Source organism: Streptomyces sp. NPDC052114, from assembly GCF_040680155.1.
Lineage (GTDB): Bacteria > Actinomycetota > Actinomycetes > Streptomycetales > Streptomycetaceae > Streptomyces.
Genome location: NZ_JBFAWC010000004.1, coordinates 33,498 through 50,769 on the forward strand (window position 1 = coordinate 33,498; position 17,272 = coordinate 50,769).

At 70.3% G+C, this 17,272-nt stretch carries 17 protein-coding genes; 5 read left to right on the forward strand and 12 right to left on the reverse strand.

Features of this window, described 5'->3' with window-relative positions; translation table 11 throughout:
* Positions 1 to 11: 11 nt before the first annotated feature.
* Positions 12 to 659, reverse strand: a complete 648-nt coding sequence (locus AB0L89_RS10160) for a DUF4360 domain-containing protein (RefSeq protein ID WP_365137340.1) — start codon at positions 657 to 659, stop codon at positions 12 to 14.
* Positions 660 to 940: 281 nt separating this feature from the next.
* On the opposite strand from AB0L89_RS10160, the gene AB0L89_RS10165 reads away from it, so the two are divergent.
* From AB0L89_RS10165 to AB0L89_RS10175, 3 genes are all read left to right on the forward strand, one after another.
* Positions 941 to 1,768 carry a chitosanase gene (locus AB0L89_RS10165; RefSeq protein ID WP_365138532.1) on the forward strand — a complete coding sequence of 276 codons (828 nt, stop codon included), beginning with the start codon at positions 941 to 943 and terminating at the stop codon, positions 1,766 to 1,768.
* Between the two features lie 155 nt (positions 1,769 to 1,923).
* Positions 1,924 to 2,889: a hypothetical protein gene (locus AB0L89_RS10170; protein WP_365137343.1), complete on the forward strand. Its 966-nt coding sequence runs from the start codon at positions 1,924 to 1,926 to the stop codon at positions 2,887 to 2,889.
* Positions 2,890 to 2,959: 70 nt separating this feature from the next.
* Positions 2,960 to 3,358, forward strand: a complete 399-nt coding sequence (locus AB0L89_RS10175; protein WP_365137346.1) for a DUF4440 domain-containing protein — start codon at positions 2,960 to 2,962, stop codon at positions 3,356 to 3,358.
* A 51-nt stretch (positions 3,359 to 3,409) separates the two neighbouring features.
* Here AB0L89_RS10175 and AB0L89_RS10180 read toward each other — a convergent pair whose 3' ends face one another.
* From AB0L89_RS10180 to AB0L89_RS10190, 3 genes are all read right to left on the reverse strand, one after another.
* Complete coding sequence (locus AB0L89_RS10180; RefSeq protein ID WP_365137349.1) at positions 3,410 to 4,654, reverse strand: MFS transporter; 1,245 nt, start codon at positions 4,652 to 4,654, stop codon at positions 3,410 to 3,412.
* Positions 4,655 to 4,865: 211 nt separating this feature from the next.
* A complete protein-coding gene (locus tag AB0L89_RS10185; RefSeq protein ID WP_365137352.1) occupies positions 4,866 to 6,143 on the reverse strand; it encodes a serine hydrolase domain-containing protein in 1,278 nt (425 codons plus the stop codon).
* A gap of 121 nt (positions 6,144 to 6,264) precedes the next feature.
* On the reverse strand, positions 6,265 to 7,665 hold the full coding sequence (locus AB0L89_RS10190) for a nucleobase:cation symporter-2 family protein (RefSeq protein WP_365137355.1): 1,401 nt from the start codon (positions 7,663 to 7,665) through the stop codon (positions 6,265 to 6,267).
* Between the two features lie 295 nt (positions 7,666 to 7,960).
* Between AB0L89_RS10190 and AB0L89_RS10195 the strand changes: the two genes are divergently transcribed.
* The gene (locus AB0L89_RS10195) at positions 7,961 to 8,860 is read left to right on the forward strand and encodes a hypothetical protein (RefSeq protein WP_365137358.1); all 900 of its coding nucleotides are present in this window, start codon (positions 7,961 to 7,963) and stop codon (positions 8,858 to 8,860) included.
* A 109-nt stretch (positions 8,861 to 8,969) separates the two neighbouring features.
* On the opposite strand, the gene AB0L89_RS10200 is transcribed toward AB0L89_RS10195, so the two are convergent.
* The 8 genes from AB0L89_RS10200 to AB0L89_RS10235 form a co-directional block, all read right to left on the reverse strand.
* The gene (locus tag AB0L89_RS10200) at positions 8,970 to 10,319 is read right to left on the reverse strand and encodes a nucleobase:cation symporter-2 family protein (protein WP_365138535.1); all 1,350 of its coding nucleotides are present in this window, start codon (positions 10,317 to 10,319) and stop codon (positions 8,970 to 8,972) included.
* A 378-nt stretch (positions 10,320 to 10,697) separates the two neighbouring features.
* Positions 10,698 to 12,083 (reverse strand): 8-oxoguanine deaminase, encoded by a 1,386-nt coding sequence (locus AB0L89_RS10205; RefSeq protein ID WP_365137361.1) that lies wholly within the window; start codon positions 12,081 to 12,083, stop codon positions 10,698 to 10,700.
* A 45-nt stretch (positions 12,084 to 12,128) separates the two neighbouring features.
* Positions 12,129 to 13,556: a nucleobase:cation symporter-2 family protein gene (locus AB0L89_RS10210; RefSeq protein WP_365137364.1), complete on the reverse strand. Its 1,428-nt coding sequence runs from the start codon at positions 13,554 to 13,556 to the stop codon at positions 12,129 to 12,131.
* Between the two features lie 64 nt (positions 13,557 to 13,620).
* Positions 13,621 to 14,553: a factor-independent urate hydroxylase gene (gene pucL / locus AB0L89_RS10215; protein ID WP_365137367.1), complete on the reverse strand. Its 933-nt coding sequence runs from the start codon at positions 14,551 to 14,553 to the stop codon at positions 13,621 to 13,623.
* A gap of 5 nt (positions 14,554 to 14,558) precedes the next feature.
* Entirely contained in the window at positions 14,559 to 14,966 is a 408-nt protein-coding gene (uraH, locus tag AB0L89_RS10220; protein ID WP_365137370.1) for a hydroxyisourate hydrolase, read from the reverse strand.
* On the reverse strand, positions 14,963 to 15,478 hold the full coding sequence (gene uraD, locus AB0L89_RS10225; protein WP_365137373.1) for a 2-oxo-4-hydroxy-4-carboxy-5-ureidoimidazoline decarboxylase: 516 nt from the start codon (positions 15,476 to 15,478) through the stop codon (positions 14,963 to 14,965). The genes uraH and uraD overlap by 4 nt, the downstream gene beginning before the upstream one ends.
* Before the next feature lie 167 nt (positions 15,479 to 15,645).
* Positions 15,646 to 16,023: a helix-turn-helix domain-containing protein gene (locus AB0L89_RS10230; protein ID WP_365137376.1), complete on the reverse strand. Its 378-nt coding sequence runs from the start codon at positions 16,021 to 16,023 to the stop codon at positions 15,646 to 15,648.
* Positions 16,020 to 16,298, reverse strand: coding sequence for a hypothetical protein (locus tag AB0L89_RS10235; RefSeq protein ID WP_365137379.1), 279 nt, complete (start codon positions 16,296 to 16,298; stop codon positions 16,020 to 16,022). The genes AB0L89_RS10230 and AB0L89_RS10235 overlap by 4 nt, the downstream gene beginning before the upstream one ends.
* A gap of 125 nt (positions 16,299 to 16,423) precedes the next feature.
* Here AB0L89_RS10235 and AB0L89_RS10240 point away from each other — a divergent pair, with 125 nt between their 5' ends.
* Entirely contained in the window at positions 16,424 to 17,263 is an 840-nt protein-coding gene (locus AB0L89_RS10240; RefSeq protein WP_365137381.1) for a TIM barrel protein, read from the forward strand.
* The last annotated feature ends 9 nt before the right edge of the window (positions 17,264 to 17,272 follow it).

Genomic DNA, 17,272 nt, shown 5'->3' on the forward strand with positions numbered 1-17,272 from the left:
CCGCCCCTCATTCAGGCGCGCGGGCACTCCTTCCACGCGAGGTGGTAGACGGTGCTGATGTCGCCGTCCGTCGAGTCCATCGTCATGAAGCTCGTCTTCGCGGGATCCGAGGTCCCCGCGTCGAGCCGAAGCTCCGTGTTGATGTTGAAGTTGCGCCGCACCCCGCACGGCGCCCAGACCAGCTGGGCCCAGTCCGTGGTGTCGGTGGCCTGCCAGTTGTCGTTGTAGGTGCCCTTGAACTCATGGCTGATCGAGGCCGTGTTGGGCGAGCCCTGGAAGTAGTACGACGCCTTCTCCGTGCCCTTGGCGCCCTGCTGGAGGGAGGCGTAGCCGCGGTAGTCCGCGCTGGCGATCGCGTACGTGAAGCCCTGGGGGACGTGGACGATGAGGTTGAGCTGGCAGTTCCTGCGGAACGCGGTGGGGTCCGCGCCGCCGCCCGTCTTGGCGATGTAGTCGCTGTAGGTGACCGTGAACGCCGTGTTGTCCTCGGAGACGGCGACGGCGGCGGTGCCCAGGGGGCAGCCGGAGCCGTTCACCGTGGCGACCTCGATCACGATCTTGTCAGGGGGAGGCTGCAGGATCGCGGTCGCGTCGTGCGCGGGGAGAGTCGTTCCGAACAGCGCCGCGACGGCGCCGCTCAGCAGCAGTGCACCAGCCATGATTCTCCGATCCATGACGGAGGAGGGGGGTGGGAGAAGTGCCTGTGGTGCGTGGAACGCATTGCGGGTGCCTGGAGCGGATTGCGTGAGCGAGGGGAGCGTACGGACGGGTGGGGCCGGGGGCCAGGGTGAGGTCCGGCCATTCCCCGCCGCCGACGGATTGTGTCTTGACGGGTATACGTCATGCCGAATCTCTGGTAGGAAACCTTCCTAACAGAACGCGGAACCATGAACTCCCCCTCCTGGAGGCCCTCGTGGAGACCCCCCACATACCCCCGCGCATGCCGCACACCTCGCGCCGCAAGCTGCTCGCCTTCATCGGCGCCGCGGCCGTGGCCGGACCGCTCCTCGCCACACAGACCGCCACCGCGACCCAGACCTCCTCCGGGGCCAGGGCCGGCGGGCTCGACGACCCGGCGAAGAAGGAGATCGCGATGCAGATCGTCTGCAGCGCGGAGAACTCCTCGCTGGAATGGAAGAAGCAGTATCGATACTGCGAGGACATCGACGACGGCCGCGGCTACACCGCGGGCATCATCGGCTTCTGTTCCGGCACCGGCGACATGCTCGACCTGGTCGAGCTCTACACCCAGCGCAAGCCGGGCAACATCCTCGCCAAGTACCTCCCCGCCCTGCGCCGGGTCGACGGCACCGACTCGCACGAGGGGCTCGACCCGACGTTCAAGCCCGACTGGGAGCGGGCCGCCGACTCCGACGAGGAGTTCCGCAAGGCGCAGAACGACGAGCGCGACCGCGTCTACTTCAACCCCGCGGTCAAGCAGGGCAAGGCGGACGGCATCGGCGTGCTCGGCCAGTTCTGCTACTACGACGCGATCGTCATGCACGGCGACGGCGGCGACTCCACCAGCTTCCGCAACATCCGCAAGCGCGCGCTGCGTTCGGCCAAGCCGCCGGCGCAGGGCGGCGACGAGGTGGCGTACCTGAACGCCTTCCTCGACGCGCGCGTCTGGGCGATGAAGCAGGAGGAGGCGCACGAGGACACCAGCCGGGTCGACACCGCGCAGCGGGTCTTCCTGAAGAAGGGGAATCTCAACCTCAACACCCCGCTGGACTGGAAGGTCTACGGGGACCCGTACCACATCGGGTAGTCGCCGCCCCGGTGCGGGGCGACTCCCTCGCGCGGAGCGCCGTCGGCGCTCCGCGCACCCGCGCCCACCTCTTGCCACTCACAGGTTGAAACGGATACGGTCCCCGCCAACTCCCCGTCTACGCGCGTCAACCTGCACCGAGGTGAGAGACCCCCATGTTCCTTCGTACGGCCGTGCTGACCCCCGTCGTCCTTGCCGCTCTCGTCACCCCGGGCGCCGCGGCGGCCCCGCACGCGGCGGGCGAGGGCGGACAGCGGGCCGGGGACGGCGGGCAACGGGCCGGCGACGGCTGGCAGCGGGCCGGGAACGACATCACCTCAGGGATCAGCGGCCTCGCCCTCGCCGCCCGCGCGGGCGGCGCCACCCACGCGCTCGTCGTACGCGACAACAAGAAGCCCGGCCAGAACCGCGTCGCCGACCTCACCTACCGCCCCGGCCGCTCCGCCGTGGTCGAACCGCTCGCCTGGGCGGGCGGCGGCGAGCCGGTCGACCTGGAGGCGATCGAGGCGGTGCCGGGCGCCCCCGACGAGTACGTGGCGCTCGCCAGCCGCGGCCTCGTCTACCACCTCAAGGTCACCGGCTCCGAGGCCGAGGTCCTCGACACCTCCCCGCTCCCCTCGATCGCCGACGGCGACGACTACGAGAGCTTCGCGCTGACCTCCCGGCACGGGAGGATGGCCGCCGTCTGGGCCGACCGCGGCGCGGGCGAGGACCGCCCCGCGACGGTGCACGCGGCGCCCTTCTCCTTCAACAAGTACGGCGAGGCCGACTTCGGCCCGGTCACGACCGCCCGCTTCCGCGCGCCCTACCCGACCGGGGACGTCCGGCACGCCTCCGACCTCTCCGTCACGGACGCGGGCCGCCTGCTGGTCGGCGCGGCATCCGACGCGGGCGACGACGGCCCCTTCGACTCCGCCGTCCTCGACGCGGGGAAGGTGTCGGTGAGCCGCTCGGGCGGGGTGCGGCTCTCCGTCGACACGTCCCCCGATGTCCTGGCGACGTTCAAGGGCCACAAGATCGAGGCGGTGGAGTGCGTGCCCGGCACCCGGACCGCCGTCCTCGGCACGGACGACGAGAACGGCGGCGGGTCCGTCAACTCGGCTGCGGTGTGCGGGAGGTAGCGGCGCCGGGAGCCCGTGGAGGCACCGGTGTCCCGGGAGCCCGCGAAGGCACCGGTGTTACTGTCCCCGCATGTCCAAGGCCGAGATCGACGCGCTGACCGCCGAGTTCTTCGGCACCCTCGACACACGGGACGGCAGGGCCGCCGGTCTGGACCGCGTCCGCGACCTGCTGGTGCCGGGCGGCGTGATCTGCAGGACCGGCCCCGGGTACGCCGCCTGCACCGTCGACGAGTTCATCGCGCCCCGCCTGGAACTGCTGTCCGGCGGGCGCCTCGCGGAGTTCAGCGAGTGGGAGACCTCCGAACGCACCGACATCGTCGGCGACATCGCCTCGCGGTTCGGCACGTACGGCAAGTCCGGCGTCCTGGACGGCGAGCCCTTCGAGGGCGGCGGCACGCACACCTTCCAGTTCGTCCGCACCCCGCAGGGCTGGCGGATCGCCGCGTACTCCTGGTACGACGCGCCCTGATCAGGTCGGGGCAGGAGCGGGGCCGTCCGGAGGGCCGGGAGTTCCGGGGCCTCAACTCGCCTTGAGGTCCAGGGGCTTGCGTACGGCCGCGATCGCCGATGCCGCCAGGACCGCCGCGATGCCTCCGAGGACCATGACCACGGAGACCGACGTCGCGTCCACGACCGTGCCGCCCGCCAGCGCACCGACGGCCATCGTCGCCTGGAACGACGACGTGAACAGGACGGACGCCGCCTCGGGGGCGCCCGGCGCGGCGGTCGCGAACCACGTCTGCGAGCAGACCGGCACCGCGCCGTACGCGAGGCCCCAGACCAGGAGCAGTACGAGCGCCGCGGAGCGGCTCGTGCCCAGGAGCGGCAGGAGGAGCGTCGCCGAGGCGAGGAGTGCCGCCGCCACCGCGAAGGTGGTCCGCAGCGCGCGCCGGACCCACGCGCCCCCGAGGAAGTTGCCGACGACGCCCGCGCCGCCGTAGGCGAGCAGGAACCCGGTGACGAGCCCGGGGCCCGCGTGCGTCACCTCCGCGAGGAACGGGGTGACGTACGTGTACGTACCGAAGTGCGCCGTCACGATCAGGAACGTCACCGCGATCCCGGCCCGGACGCGGCCCGTGCGGAGCAGGTCGCGCAGCACGGTGAGCCGGGTGACCTGCTGCGGCGGCAGCGGCGGCAGGGTCATGAGGAGCGCGACGAGGACCGTCAGCGTGAGGAGCCCCATCGCGACGAACACCCAGCGCCAGCCTGCCAGTTGGGCGAGAAGCGTACCGGCGGGCACGCCGAGGACGGAGCCGAGCGGGACGGCGGAGAAGATCACGGCGGTCGCCCGGCCCACCTGCTCCGGCGGCACCAGACGGGACGCGAGCCCCACACCGATGGACCAGAACGCGCCGATGACGAAGCCGACGAGGACGCGGGAGACCATCATCACCCCGTACACGGGCGCCCAGGCGGCGAGGAGGTTCGCGAGCGCGAGCACCGCCATCAGGAGGGCGAGCATGCGGCGCCGGTCGACGCGTGCGGTGGTGACGGTCACCGCCGGCGCGGCGACGGCGGCGAGCAGGCCCGGCAGCATCATCATCAGCCCGGACGTGCCGTCCGAGGTGGCGAAGGTGTCACCGATGGGGGTGAGGAGGCCGATGGGGAGGATCTCGGTGGTGACGATCGAGAAGATCCCGAGGGCGAGGGAGAGGACGGCGAGCCAGGAGACGAGAGCCGGCCGCTCCCCGGCGCCGGGCGCGCCGTCGAGGTGCGGGGCCGCCGTGGCGCGGGTGGCGGTGGGGAAGGGAGTGGGCGAGGACATGACTCCGATTCCAGCAGCGGGGGCCCGTCCGGGTCCGGCATGAATCCGACGTCAACGTCGATGCCTTGTCCTCTGCCGCGCCCCTCCCCCACGGTGCCTCAGTGCCGGAGATCCGGCACTTGGCCGCCTCGGCGTCGCGGATCGGTCACGTCCGCCGACAGGGCGCAGCGGCGCGCCGGATTCATCGGTGCCGCACCCCGACGGGCCGACCTCATGGCCGGTCCGCGCCCGCCTGATCGTCGCCTGCCCGGTCGTCGATCGCCTGGTACGCCGTCGTCCAGAAGTCCCGGTGCAGGCGCGGGGTGTCGAGGGTGTCGATCGCCGTCTGGGACAGGAGGATTCCGGTGAGTTGCTCGGCCGGGTCCGCGTACGCGGTCGTGCCGAGGCCGCCGTCCCAGCCGAACTGGCCGACGGACGCGAGGTCGCGCCGGTGGGTGCGGACCGCCATGCCGAAGCCGAAGCCGCCGTGCGCGCCGAAGTACTCGGGCAGGCCGTTCTTCTCCGCCGCCTGCTCCGGGGTGAGGTGATTCATCGTCATCAGCTCGACGGAGGGGCGGGAGAGGATGCTCTCGCCGGCGTACGTCCCCTTGTTCAGGAGCATCTGGTAGAAGGCGTTGAAGTCGTCGACGGTCGACACCAGGCCGGTGCCGCCCGACTCGAACTTCGGGGGCCGGCTGTAGCGCCCGCCGGCCGCCTCGTCCCACACCTCCAGCTCGCCGGTCTCCGGGTCGTGGGCGTAACTCGTGGGCAGGCGGTGGAGTTTGTCGGCGGGTACGTGGAAGCCGGTGTCGCGCATGCCCAGCGGGCCGAAGACGCGCTCCTGGAGGAACGCCCCGAACGACCGGCCCGTGACCCGGGCGACGAGTACGCCGAGCACGTCGGATCCGGTGTTGTAGAGCCAGCGCTCCCCGGGCTGACAGATCAGCGGAAGCCTGCCGAGGTGCGCCATCCACTCGTCGGGCCCACAGGTCGGCACCTGGCCGAAGGCCCCGATGCCCGACTCGGCGATGAGGTCCTGGACCGGGTAAGTGCCGGGCGCGGCGACCACCATGCCGAAGCCGTTGGTGAAGGTGAGCAAGTCCCTTACGGTGATGGGCCGTTCGGCGGGAACGGTGTCGTCGACCGGGCCGTCGAGGCGCTTGAGGACCCGCCGGTCCGCGAGCTCGGGGAGCCAGGGGTCGACCGGGTCGTCGAGCCGCAGCCGGCACTCCTCGACGAGGATCATCACGGCCGCCGTCGTGACGGGCTTGGTCACGGACGCCATGCGGAAGATGGTGTCGCGGCGCATCGGCGTGCCCGCGCCGCCCGCCTCGTGGGTGCCGAGCGCCTCGACGTGGACCTCGCCCCGGCGGGCGACCAGTGCGACGAGTCCGGGGATCGCCCCGGACTCGACGTGCCCGGCGAGCACCTCGCGCATCTGTCCGAGGCGCGCCTCGGACAGGCCCCCGCCCTGAGTGCCCTGCCGACCCCGACTCCCGTTCCTCGCCATGGTTCCTCCCCTGACGGAGCGCCCGGCGCGCTCGCGTTGCGAACACCGTACACAGATGCGCACAGTGTGCGCAACGCCTGGACGTGGCACGCCGGGCGGGGGCGGTCCGGCCCGGGAGGAGTCAGTGCGTGACCACGGGCTCCGACTCCGCGGGCGTCGGCCCCGAGGCCGAACCCGCCTTCGCTCCGAGGTGGTTGAAGACCAGGTTCAGCGCCACGGCGAGGATGCAGCCGGTCGAGATGCCGGAGCCGAGGACGATCTGCGCCCAGTCCGGGAACGCGGCGTAGAAGCCGTCCGAGAGGGCCGGGGCGAGGCCCGCGCCGAGGGTGACGACCACGATGAGGGCGTTGTCGCCGCGGTGCAGGTCGGCCTGGAGCAGGGTCTGGATGCCGCTGACCGCGATGGACCCGAAGAGGAAGAGGCTGACGGCGGCGAGGACCGGCATCGGGACGACGGAGATGAGCGCCGCCGCGGCCGGGCTGAGGCCGATCAGGACGAGGATCGCGCCGCTCAGCGCGACGACGAAGCGGCTGCGCACCTTGGAGATGACGACCAGGCCGATGTTCTGCGCGAACGCGCTGGCGTGGAAGGCGTTGAAGAGGGGGCTGAGCGCGGAGCCGAGGGCGTCGGCGCGCAGCCCGCGGGCGATGGTCTTCTCGTCGACGTCCTTCTCGACGATCTTGCCGAGGGCGATCATGTCGGCGGTCGACTCGGTGAGGATCACCAGCATGACGACGCACATCGAGATGATCGCGGGGAGGTTGAACTCCGGGGCGCCGAAGTGCAGCGGCGAGGGGATGCCGACCAGGGCGGCGCCGTCCAGCTTGGAGAAGTCGGCGAGGCCCATCGGTATCGCGAGCAGCGTGCCGAAGACCATCGCGAAGAGCATGCTGATCTGCTTCAGGAAGCCGCGCGTGAACCGCTGGAGCAGCAGCATCATCAGGACGGTGGCGCCCGCGAGGCCGATGCTCCTGGGCTCCGGGGTCCCGGTCGTGGAGTCGTCGACGATCCAGTCGTACGCGACGGGGATGAGCGAGACGCCGATCAGGGTGATGACCGAGCCGGTGACGACCGGCGGGAAGAAGCGGACCAGGCGCGAGAAGTACGAACTGACCAGGAACCCGAAGAGGCTCGACACGATGATCGCGCCGAAGACGACCGGCATGCCCGCCTCGACGCCGCCCTGCGTGGCGATGATCGTCAGCATCACGCCGACGCCCGCGAACGAGACGCCGTTGACGAACGGCAGCCGCGAACCGATGAAGTTGCCGATGCCGAGGGTCTGGAGCAGGGTCGCGATGCCCGCCATCAGGAGGCTGCCGCCCATGAGCACGGCCGTGTCGCCCGGGGACATCTTCGCCGCGACGGCGACGACGAGCGGGACGGAGACGGCGCCGGCGTACATGGAGGCGACGTGCTGGAGGCTCGCCATGAGCATGCGGCCCGGCGGCAGGACCTCGTCGACCGGGTGGACTTCGGGGGCGCCGGCACGCGCGTCGGCGGACTTCGTTTCAGAACTCATGGGTGGCGCTTCTTCCGTTGCGAGACGCCGGAAGTCGCCCCTGTTCCGTGGGAGTTCATGAGACGCGGAACAGGGCAGACGTAACCGACTGGAAAGTAACTTCCGCCATGCGATCGGCGGCGCCACGACGTTACGTCAGCGCACCCCGGCTGCGGAAGACCTCGGGGCCGCCCGCATCGCCCGCCGCGGGCGCATCCACCTGCCCGTTCGGGCACCTGACGCTGCCCTTCCGCTTCTGGCACGGCAGAGGCCCCACCGGGAAGACTGGGTGCCTCTGTCACCGAGGAGCCCCCCGTTGCGCGAACACGAGCACGCCAGGACGACCGAACCCGCGACGTCACGAGCCGCCGCCCGCAGAGCCACGGCGGGAGACGGCACCCCGATGCAGCGCCTCCTCGCCCTGCAGAGCACCGCGGGCAACGCCGCCGTCGTCCGGATGCTCGGCCAGGGCGAACTGCCCGCCGTGCAGCGGGCGGCGACCGGTCGGACCCCTGTCCAGCGGGCGTCCGACGGGGACACCATGGACATCGACAAGCGGGACTTCTCCGACGCCGAGGAGATCTCGGACGGGGGCTACGACTCCGAGGCGAACGAGTACGACTACCCCACGTTCATGGCCGAGCGGGACACCCACCCGCGCTCGACCACACCGACGCCCCAGCCCGCGGCGGGATTCGGCGAGAGCACCTACGGCATCGACCCGGCCAAGGTGAAGTCGATGCGCGAGGACAAGGCGGGCGGCGGGCGCCCCCTCCCGCCGCTGCGCTACCGCAAGGACAGCGAGCTGCTGTACCGCTGGGACGGCAGGACGCCCGACCAGATCCTCGGCTCCGGGTTCAAGCCCTGGAACGAGAAGCTGCCCGCGAGCCTGCGGCACTACCAGAAGCTGCTCCAGAAGACCGGTTTCGTCAGCACCACCCGCTCCCCCGGCGGCTACGTGCCCGACTGGGCGCGCCAGCCGGACGGCAGCGGCTACCGCTACGTGATCGACGCGCCCGGCGGCATCGACCTGGTGGACACCCTGGGCACCACGTCCTTCGTCCAGCAGCAGGAGGTCATCTTCTGGAAGGGCATCCAGCCGGGACACATCCTCCGCGCGGAGCTGTGCGACAAGAACGGCAAGGTCATCAAGGTCATCCCCCGTGGGGGCGGGGGCGCGGCGGGCCAGGGCGACGCCATGGACGTCGACGGCTGAGGGCCCCGAAGGAGCGCCGGGCCCCGAAGACTCGAAGGGCGGCCTCCCGCACGGAACCTGACCGTGCGGGAGGCCGCCGGAGCAACCTGGTGGCCCTGGGGCCGTCGGCTCAGTGCGCGACCGCCTGCCCCGGCACCCGCGTCTCGGCGATCTCGCCGCCCGGCTCCATCGGCGCCGTGACGTCGTCGTCGTCGCGGCCCTTGCCGATGTGGTTGAAGACCAGGTTCAGGAGCACGGCCGCCACGCAGCCCGTCGAGATGCCCGAGTCGAGGATGATCTTCGCGGTCTCCGGGAACGCGTGGTAGAACTCCGGCGCCGCGATCGGGATCAGGCCGACGGCCAGCGAGACGGCCACGATCAGGACGTTGTTGTCGCGCTCCAGGTTCGCCTTGACCAGCGTCTGGATGCCGCTCGCCGCGACCGAGCCGAACAGGACCACGCCCGCGCCGCCGAGCACCGGGCGCGGCACGACCGCGATCAGCGAGGCGGCCATCGGGCACAGACCCATCAGGACCAGGAAGCCGCCCCCCGCGGCGACCACATAGCGGCTGCGGATCTTCGTCATCGCGACGAGACCGATGTTCTGCGCGAAGGCGCTGCACATGAAGCCGTTGAAGATCGGGCTGATCGCCGAGCCGAGGGTGTCGGCGCGCAGACCGGCGGCGATCGTCTTCTCGTCGGCGGGGCGGTCCACGATCTCACCGAGCGCCAGCATGTCCGCGGTGGACTCGGTCATGGAGACGACCATGACGACGCAGAGCGAGACGATCGCGGCGGCCGCGAACTGCGGGGCACCGAAGTGGAACGGCGTGGGGAAGCCGACGATGTCCGCGTCGCCGACCGGGCTGAAGTCCGTGACGCCGAAGGGGATCGCGACGAGCGTGCCGATGACCAGGCCGAGCAGGACCGCGATCTGCTTGACGAAGCCGGTGGTGAAGCGGCGCAGCAGCAGCACGATGACGAGCGTGATGCCGGCCAGGGCGAGGTTCTTCGTCGAGCCGTAGTCGTCGGCGTCCGGCGCGGGCCCCTGGGCCCAGCCGAAGGCGACCGGCATCAGCGAGATGCCGATGAGGGTGATGACGGTGCCGGTGACGACCGGCGGGAAGAACCGCACCATCTTGGAGAAGAACGGCGCGGCGATGAAGCCGAGGATGCCCGCGACGATCACCGCGCCGAAGATGATCGGCAGCGCGTCGTCCTTGTCCTTGGTCGAGTCGACGACCGCGAGCATGGGTGCGACACCGGCGAAGGTGACGCCGTTGACGAAGGGCAGGCGGGCGCCGATCTTCCAGATGCCGAGGGTCTGCAGGAAGGTCGCGAGACCCGCGGTGAACAGACAGGCGCCGGTCAGGAACGTGAGCTCCTTGGCGGACAGGCCGATGGCCGCGCCGACGATCAGGGGCGGGGCGACGACGCCCGCGTACATGGCGGCCACGTGCTGGAGGCCCGTGGTGGCCATCTTCAGGGGTGGGAGTTTCTCGTCGACCGGGTGTACGGCCTGTATGGATCCCTCGTCCGACTCGGGGTCCGGGGTGGTGCCTTGCTTGGTGAACCTGGGCTTGGTGGCCACTGTGGCTCCTCCTGTTGTTTTCCAGTCCCGGCCCGCGGCCGGCACTTTTCGCTTCTGGGAGGTGATGCGTGGTGCAAGGGCTTGCTCGATGTGAAGTTGTGGGTGGTGCTGAGAGGTACCGGCGTGGCCGGTGGTGTTGCGCCCAGGTAGTGCTGACCGCCCCGGGAACGCGAGGCTTTGGGCCGCGTTCCGGGGCGGCACTTGAGCAGCCCGCTCGGCTGCTCAAGTCCGGCCGGGGGCCGTCCCCCCCGACCGGAGTTCCAGGTGTCAGGCCTCGGCGGCGATCCGCGCGAGACGCTGTGCCTCGTCCCGCGTGGAGCGGGCGATGGCGTCCTCGTCGGCGTGCAGCAGACGGCCGTCCTCGACGACCGGCTTGCCGTTGACGAGGGAGAGGGTGACCGGGGCCGCCGCGCCGAAGACGATCGCGGTCACCGGGTCGGCGATCGAGGCGTGCCCGATGCCGTCGATCTTCCAGAGCACGAGGTCGGCGAGCTTGCCGGCCTCCAGCGAGCCGATCTGCGTGGCCCGGCCGAGGACCTGTGCGCCGCCGTAGGTGCCCAGGCGCAGCGCCTGGCGGGCGTTGAGCGCGGCCTCCCGGTGGGCACCGAGACGGTTGATGAGCAGGGCGTTGCGCAGCTCGGTGTGCAGCTCGCCGGACTCGTTGGAGGCGGTGCCGTCGACGCCGAGGCCGACGGGGACGCCCGCCCTGAGCATGTCGGGCACGCGGGCGATGCCGGCGGCGAGTCGGGCGTTGGAGGACGGGCAGTGGGCGACGCCGGTGCCGGTGCGGGCGAACGCGGCGATGTCGGAGTCGTTCATGTGGACGCAGTGCGCCATCCACACGTCCTCACCCAGCCAGCCGGTCGACTCGAAGTACTCGGTCGGGCCCTTGCCGAAGAGCTCGTGGCAGAACTTCTCCTCCTCGACCGTCTCGCTGCCGTGGGTGTGCAGGCGTACACCGAGACGGCGGGCCAACTCGGCGCCCTGCTGCATGAGTTCGGTGGATACGGAGAACGGCGAGCAGGGCGCGACGGCCACCTGCGTCATCGCGTCGAAGGAGGCGTCGTGGTGCTTCTTGACGGTCTCCTCGGTGGCGGCGAGGGCGCCCTCAAGCGTCTCGACGGCGAAGTCCGGCGGCAGGCCGCCGTCCTTCTCGCTGCGGTCCATCGAGCCGCGGGCCAGGGTGAAGCGGACGCCCATCTCGGAGGCGGCACGGATGATCGAACCGGAGAGGTCCCCGGAGCCCTGCGGGAAGACGTAGTGGTGGTCCATGGCGGTGGTGACACCGCCGCGGGCCATCATCGCCAGCGAGCCCTGCGCCGCCGCGTACGTCATCTGCTCGTCGATGCGCGCCCACGTCGGGTACAGCGCCACCAGCCAGTTGAAGAGGTTGTGGTCGGTGGCCAGGCCCCGGGTGATCCACTGGTAGAAGTGGTGGTGCGTGTTGACCAGGCCGGGCGTGGCGAGGTGGCCGGTGCCGTCGACGCGGCGCACGACGTTCTCCAGGCCCTCGGGCGCCTTGCCCGCGCCGATGGACTCGATCTTGTTGCCCGCGACGACGATGTACCCGGAGGCGTACTCGGTGTCGTTGGCGTCGACCGTCGCGATGGCGACGTTCTCGATGACGATGCGGTCTGCCGAAGAAGGTGCCATGGTGCTTCCTTCATTTCGTGAGTGGCGATTGGGCACGGCAGGACCCTAGGAGGATTTGAGTGCCGCAGCCGCTTCGACGCTGCTACGGGTGCCGAGATGGTGGAAGAAGAGGTTGAGCGTGACCGCGACGAGTGCGCCGGCGCTGATGCCGGAGCCGAGGACGGTCTGCGCCCAGGCGGGGAACTCCGCGTAGAAGGTGGGTGCGGCGAGCGGGATGATGCCCGCGCCCAGCGACACGGCCACCAGGATGATGTTGGAGCTGTCGTCCAGGCCTGCCTCGGAGAGCGTACGGATGCCGCTGACCGCGATGGAGCCGAAGAGGACGATGCCCGCGCCGCCGAGGACCGGCATGGGGACCACGTTGACGACCGCGCCGAGCACCGGGAAGGCGCCGAGCACGATGAGCGCTCCGCCCGCGACGGCGACGACATAACGGCTGCGGACGCGGGTCAGCGAGACCACGCCGACGTTCTGCGCGAAGGCGGAGGTCGGGAAGCCACCGAAGACGGGGCCCACCAGGGTGGCGATGCCGTCGGTGCGCAGGCCGCGGGTGATGGTCTTCCCGTCGGTCCTGCGGTCGCAGATCTCGCCGAGGGCGAGCATGCCGGCGGCCGACTCGGTCATCAGGACCAGCATCACGATGCAGAGCGAGAGGATCGCGGCGGGCTGGAAGGTGGGCGCGCCCGCGGCGAACGGCGTGGGCAGCGCGGCCAGCGGCGCCGACTGCACGGAGGTGAAGTCCGCCATGCCGAAGGGGATCGCGGCGAGCGTACCGATGAACATGCCCGCCAGCAGGGCGACTTGCTTGAGGAAGCCGCGTCCGAAGCGCTGGAAGAGGAGGATCACGACGAGCGTGAAGGCGGCGAGCGCCAGGTACTTCATGTCGCCGAACGTCGGGTCGGTGTCGTCGCCGCCCTGGGCCCATTTCACGGGCACGGGCATCAGCGTGACGCCGATGAGGGTGATGACGACCCCGGTGACCAGCGGCGGGAAGAAGCGGAGCAGCTTGCCGAAGAAGGGTCCGACGGCGAGGCAGAAGACACCCGCGACCATCACCGCGCCGTAGATCGCCGGTAGCTGGTCGCCCTTGGCGTTGGTCTCGGCGATGGCGAGGATGGGCGCGATGCCCGCCGAGGAGGCGGCGTTCACGAACGGCAGGCGGTTGCCGACGAAGCCCTTGACGCCGAGGGTCTGCAGGATGGTGGCGAGACCGGCGATCAGCAGACCGGCGGCGATGAGCCGGGTCTGGGCCACGGTGTCCAGGCCGCAGGCCTGTCCGATGATGAGCGGAGGGGTGACGACACCCGCGTACATGGCGGCGATGTGCTGGAGCGCGGCGGGGACGAGCCGCGAGGGGTGGAGCTTCTCATCCACCGGGTGACAGCCGGGAGTCGACGCTCCGTCGGAACTGTCACTGTTCATCGGTGGGGTGGAACACGGGCCTTCTGCCGGCCCCGATGCAGGCTGTGCCATTGCTGTTCCCTCCGGTGTGGCGCGCCCCCGCCCACTGCGGTGGGGCGGGGGCGCGCGTCCCGCGTCAGAGGTTGGTCATGTCGACCGGGATCTTCGGCTCGACGCCGTCCCGCAGGATGGTGGCCTCGATGAGGCCGTAGGGGCGGTCGGCGGCGTAGTAGACGGCCCCGTCCTTGGCCTCGTTGTCGAGTCCGAAGGCGGAGAGGTCCTGACGGAAGTGGTGCTTGTTGGGCGCGGAGAAGCGGATCTCGTCGATCTCGCTGCGGTTGTTGATGACCCGCGAACCCATTTGGTACAGCGTCTGCTGGAGCGAGAGGGAGTACGTCTCCACGAAGGCGTGCAGGATGTGCTTCTTGGCCTGCTCGTACGAACGCTCCCAGCTCGGCATGCGCTGCTCGTCGCTGGTCCAGTTGTGCCGCCACCAGGTGGACAGGGAGGTGGCGAGGATGCGGTCGTAGTCCTCTTGGAGGGTCGTGTACTTGTCCTTGATGTAGCCCCAGAACTCGGAGTTCGTGGAGTTCATCACGGTGAGGTCCTTCAGACCCGAGAGGACCTCGAAGTTCTCGCCGTCGTAGGTGATCTGGGCGAGCCGCGTCTCCTGACCCTTGCGGACGAAGGAGTGCTTGACCTCGTCGGCGCCGATGAACTTGGCGTTGCTGTCGGAGCCGCCGATGCGCTCCCAGCTGTACTCCTCGATGCGGATGCGCGCCCGGTGGATCGAGGGCTGGCTGTCGACGAAGTGCCGCGCGAGGTGGATGCCGTACTGCTCGGCGGACTCGATGCCGTATTCCTTGGCGAACGCGAAGCAGGTGTTCTTCGTCGTGTCCGTCGGCAGGCAGTTGGCGTTCGAGCCGTTGTAGTGGACGTCGTCCAGGTCGCCGGAGAGGGCGACGGAGACGTTCAGGTCCTTGATGTGGTGGGTGTCGCCGTCCCGCGTGATCTTTACGACCCGGTTCTCAGCCTTGCCGTACTGGTTCTGTCCCAGAATGGTGGGCATGTCTGCTAGCTCCCTCGGTAAACGGAGTAGCCGAACGGGTTGAGCAGCAGCGGTACGTGGTAGTGCTCGCCCGGCGTGACGGCGAACGTGATCGCCACCTCCGGGAAGAACGCTCCGGTCGCACCGCTGTCCCGATTCGCGGGGGCGTCCTGCTGCGCCTCGGCTTGCTTGTTCTGCTTGGTCAGGAAGTACGCCTCGGTCTCGAAGTCGAGACGCACGTGGGTGGTGCCCTCCGGCAGGGCCGGGAGGTCCTTGCAGCGCCCGTCCGCGTCGGTCGCGCTGCCGCCGAGCGCCTTCCACTCCTCGCCGGCGCCACCGCGGGCCGACAGCGAGATGGCGACGCCCTCGGCGGGGCGTCCGAGGCTGGTGTCCAGGATGTGGGTGGACACCGAAGCGGTGGTGTCGGTGCTCATGCGTCGTTTCCTTCTTCTACGAGACGGGTCAGCCGGATGCGGTTGATCTTGCCCAGTTCACCGCGCACGATCTCCCGCTCCTCCTCCGCCCGGTTCTCGATCCGGATCTTGAGCTGGCCGAGCATGAACTCGGCGGTGGCGCCGGTCGCGCAGATGAGGAAGACGTGTCCGAACCTCTCCTGGTAGGCCAGGTTCAGTTCGAGCAGTTCGGCCTTGAGCTCCTCGGAGGCCCCGGCCATCCCGCGCTGCTCGCGGGCGGACGTCGGGTCTCCCGGCTTCGGGCGGCCGATCGGCGGGTGCCCCGCCATCGCTTCGGCGAGGTCCTCCGCGGTGAGCTCGGCCATGGCGGCGTCGCTCGCGGCGAAGAGGGCGTCGGCGGTGGTGAAGGGGCGCTGGGCAAGCAGCTTGCTTCCCCAGGCCGAAGAGGCACATGCCTCGTGGAGGGCGGCGGTGGCCGCGGCCTCCTCCAAGGCGTTGAACCGGGCGATGCCCGGTGTCGTACTCGAAGTCACGGGAGCCTCCGTGGCCTTGTGCTGGACGGGCTGCGGAACAGCTAAGACCTTCAACAACACCGCGTCAACAGTTTGTTGAAATAACTTGAACAAAGAAGCCGCCACCCGGCAATACGGGTGACGGCTCGGCTGCGCAGCGTGACTCAGGGGTACCCCGGCAGGGGGGATTATTCGCCCTTCGCGGCGTTCTCCCTGTTCAGGTAGTTGTACACGGTGAAGCGGCTGACCCCTAGGGCCCCTGCCACAGTCTCGACACCGTGCCGCACGGAGAAGGCCCCGCGCGCCTCCAATATGCGCACGACCTCCTGCTTGGCCTTGCGGTCGAGCTCGGCGAGCGGCCGGCCCTGCTTGCGCTCCAGGGCCAGCAGGATGTGGTCCAGCGAGTCGGCGAGCTGCGGCAGCCGCACGGCCACCACGTCCTCGCCCTCCCAGGCCAGGACCACGTCGTCGGCCCCCGCCTGCTCCGGCGGCATCATCACGCCGCCCATGGCGTCCACCAGCGGCTTCACCGCGGTGACGAACGGGTCGTCCCCCAGACCGGTCACTTATCCCCCTCCCCCGACTCCGACGCCCGCCCCGGCTCGCCGATCACGTTGACCTGCAGCGAGACCCGGGTGGCGCCCGCCCCGAGGGACTTGCGCAGCATCGCGTCGACGGCGGTCAGCACCGCGTCGACGTCACCCTCCGCCGTATTGCCGAACGGTCCTACGTCCACCGCGTCCAGCGGGGCCCCCTGGATGACCTCGCGGGCGACGAGCGCATGCGCCGGGGCCTCGTCGAGGTCGAAGGGTTCGGTCGTGAACTCCACTCTCAATCGCACGCGGCCAACCTAGCCCGGCCACGCGAAATTTCGGCAGCCCCCTCTTGACAGCTTCCGCAGATCGGAGGCAGTCTTCCACCAGACAGAAATGAACTTCCGCAATACGGAAGGAGCGCGGAAGCCCCATGGGATACTCCGACCAGCGCTTCAATGTGAACCTGTCGATCCTCTTCACCGAGCTCCCGCTCCTGGAGCGCCCCGCGGCCGCCGCGAAGGCGGGCTTCACCGCGGTCGAGCTGTGGTGGCCCTGGGTCGACGCCCCCACCCCCGAGCAGTCCGAGCTCGACGCCCTGAAGAAGGCGATCGAGGACGCCGGCGTCCAGCTGGTGGGGCTGAACTTCTACGCCGGACAGCTGCCGGGCCCCGACCGCGGCGCCCTGTCGATCCCCGGCGAGGAGAGCGAGAAGTTCCGCGCCAACCTCTCGGTGGCGGCGGACTTCGCGCAGTCGCTCGGCTGCAAGGCCCTGAACGCGCTGTACGGCAACCGCGTGGACGGCGTCGACGAGGCCGTCCAGGACGCGCTCGCGCTGGAGAACCTGACGCTGGCCGCCCGCGAGGCCGACCGCGTCGGCGCGATCCTCCTGATCGAGGCGCTGAACAAGCCGGAGTCCCCGCTCTGCCCGATCGTGAGCGCGCCCAAGGCGATCGAGATCGTCGACAAGGTGAACGCCGCGACCGGACTCGGCAACGCGAAGTTCCTCATGGACCTCTACCACCTGTCCATGAACGGCGAGGACCTCCCCTCGGTCATCGAGCAGTACGTCGCCAGGACCGGCCACGTGCAGATCGCCGACAACCCCGGCCGCGGCGCCCCCGGCACCGGCTCACTCCCCCTCGAGGCCCTTCTCGACCAGCTCAAGAAGGCCGGTTACGAGGGCTGGGTCGGCCTGGAGTACAAGGCGGGCGACCGTCCGAGCGCCGAGGCCTTCGACTGGCTGCCCGCCGAGGCCCGCGCCGCGCGCTGAGCGCCAACT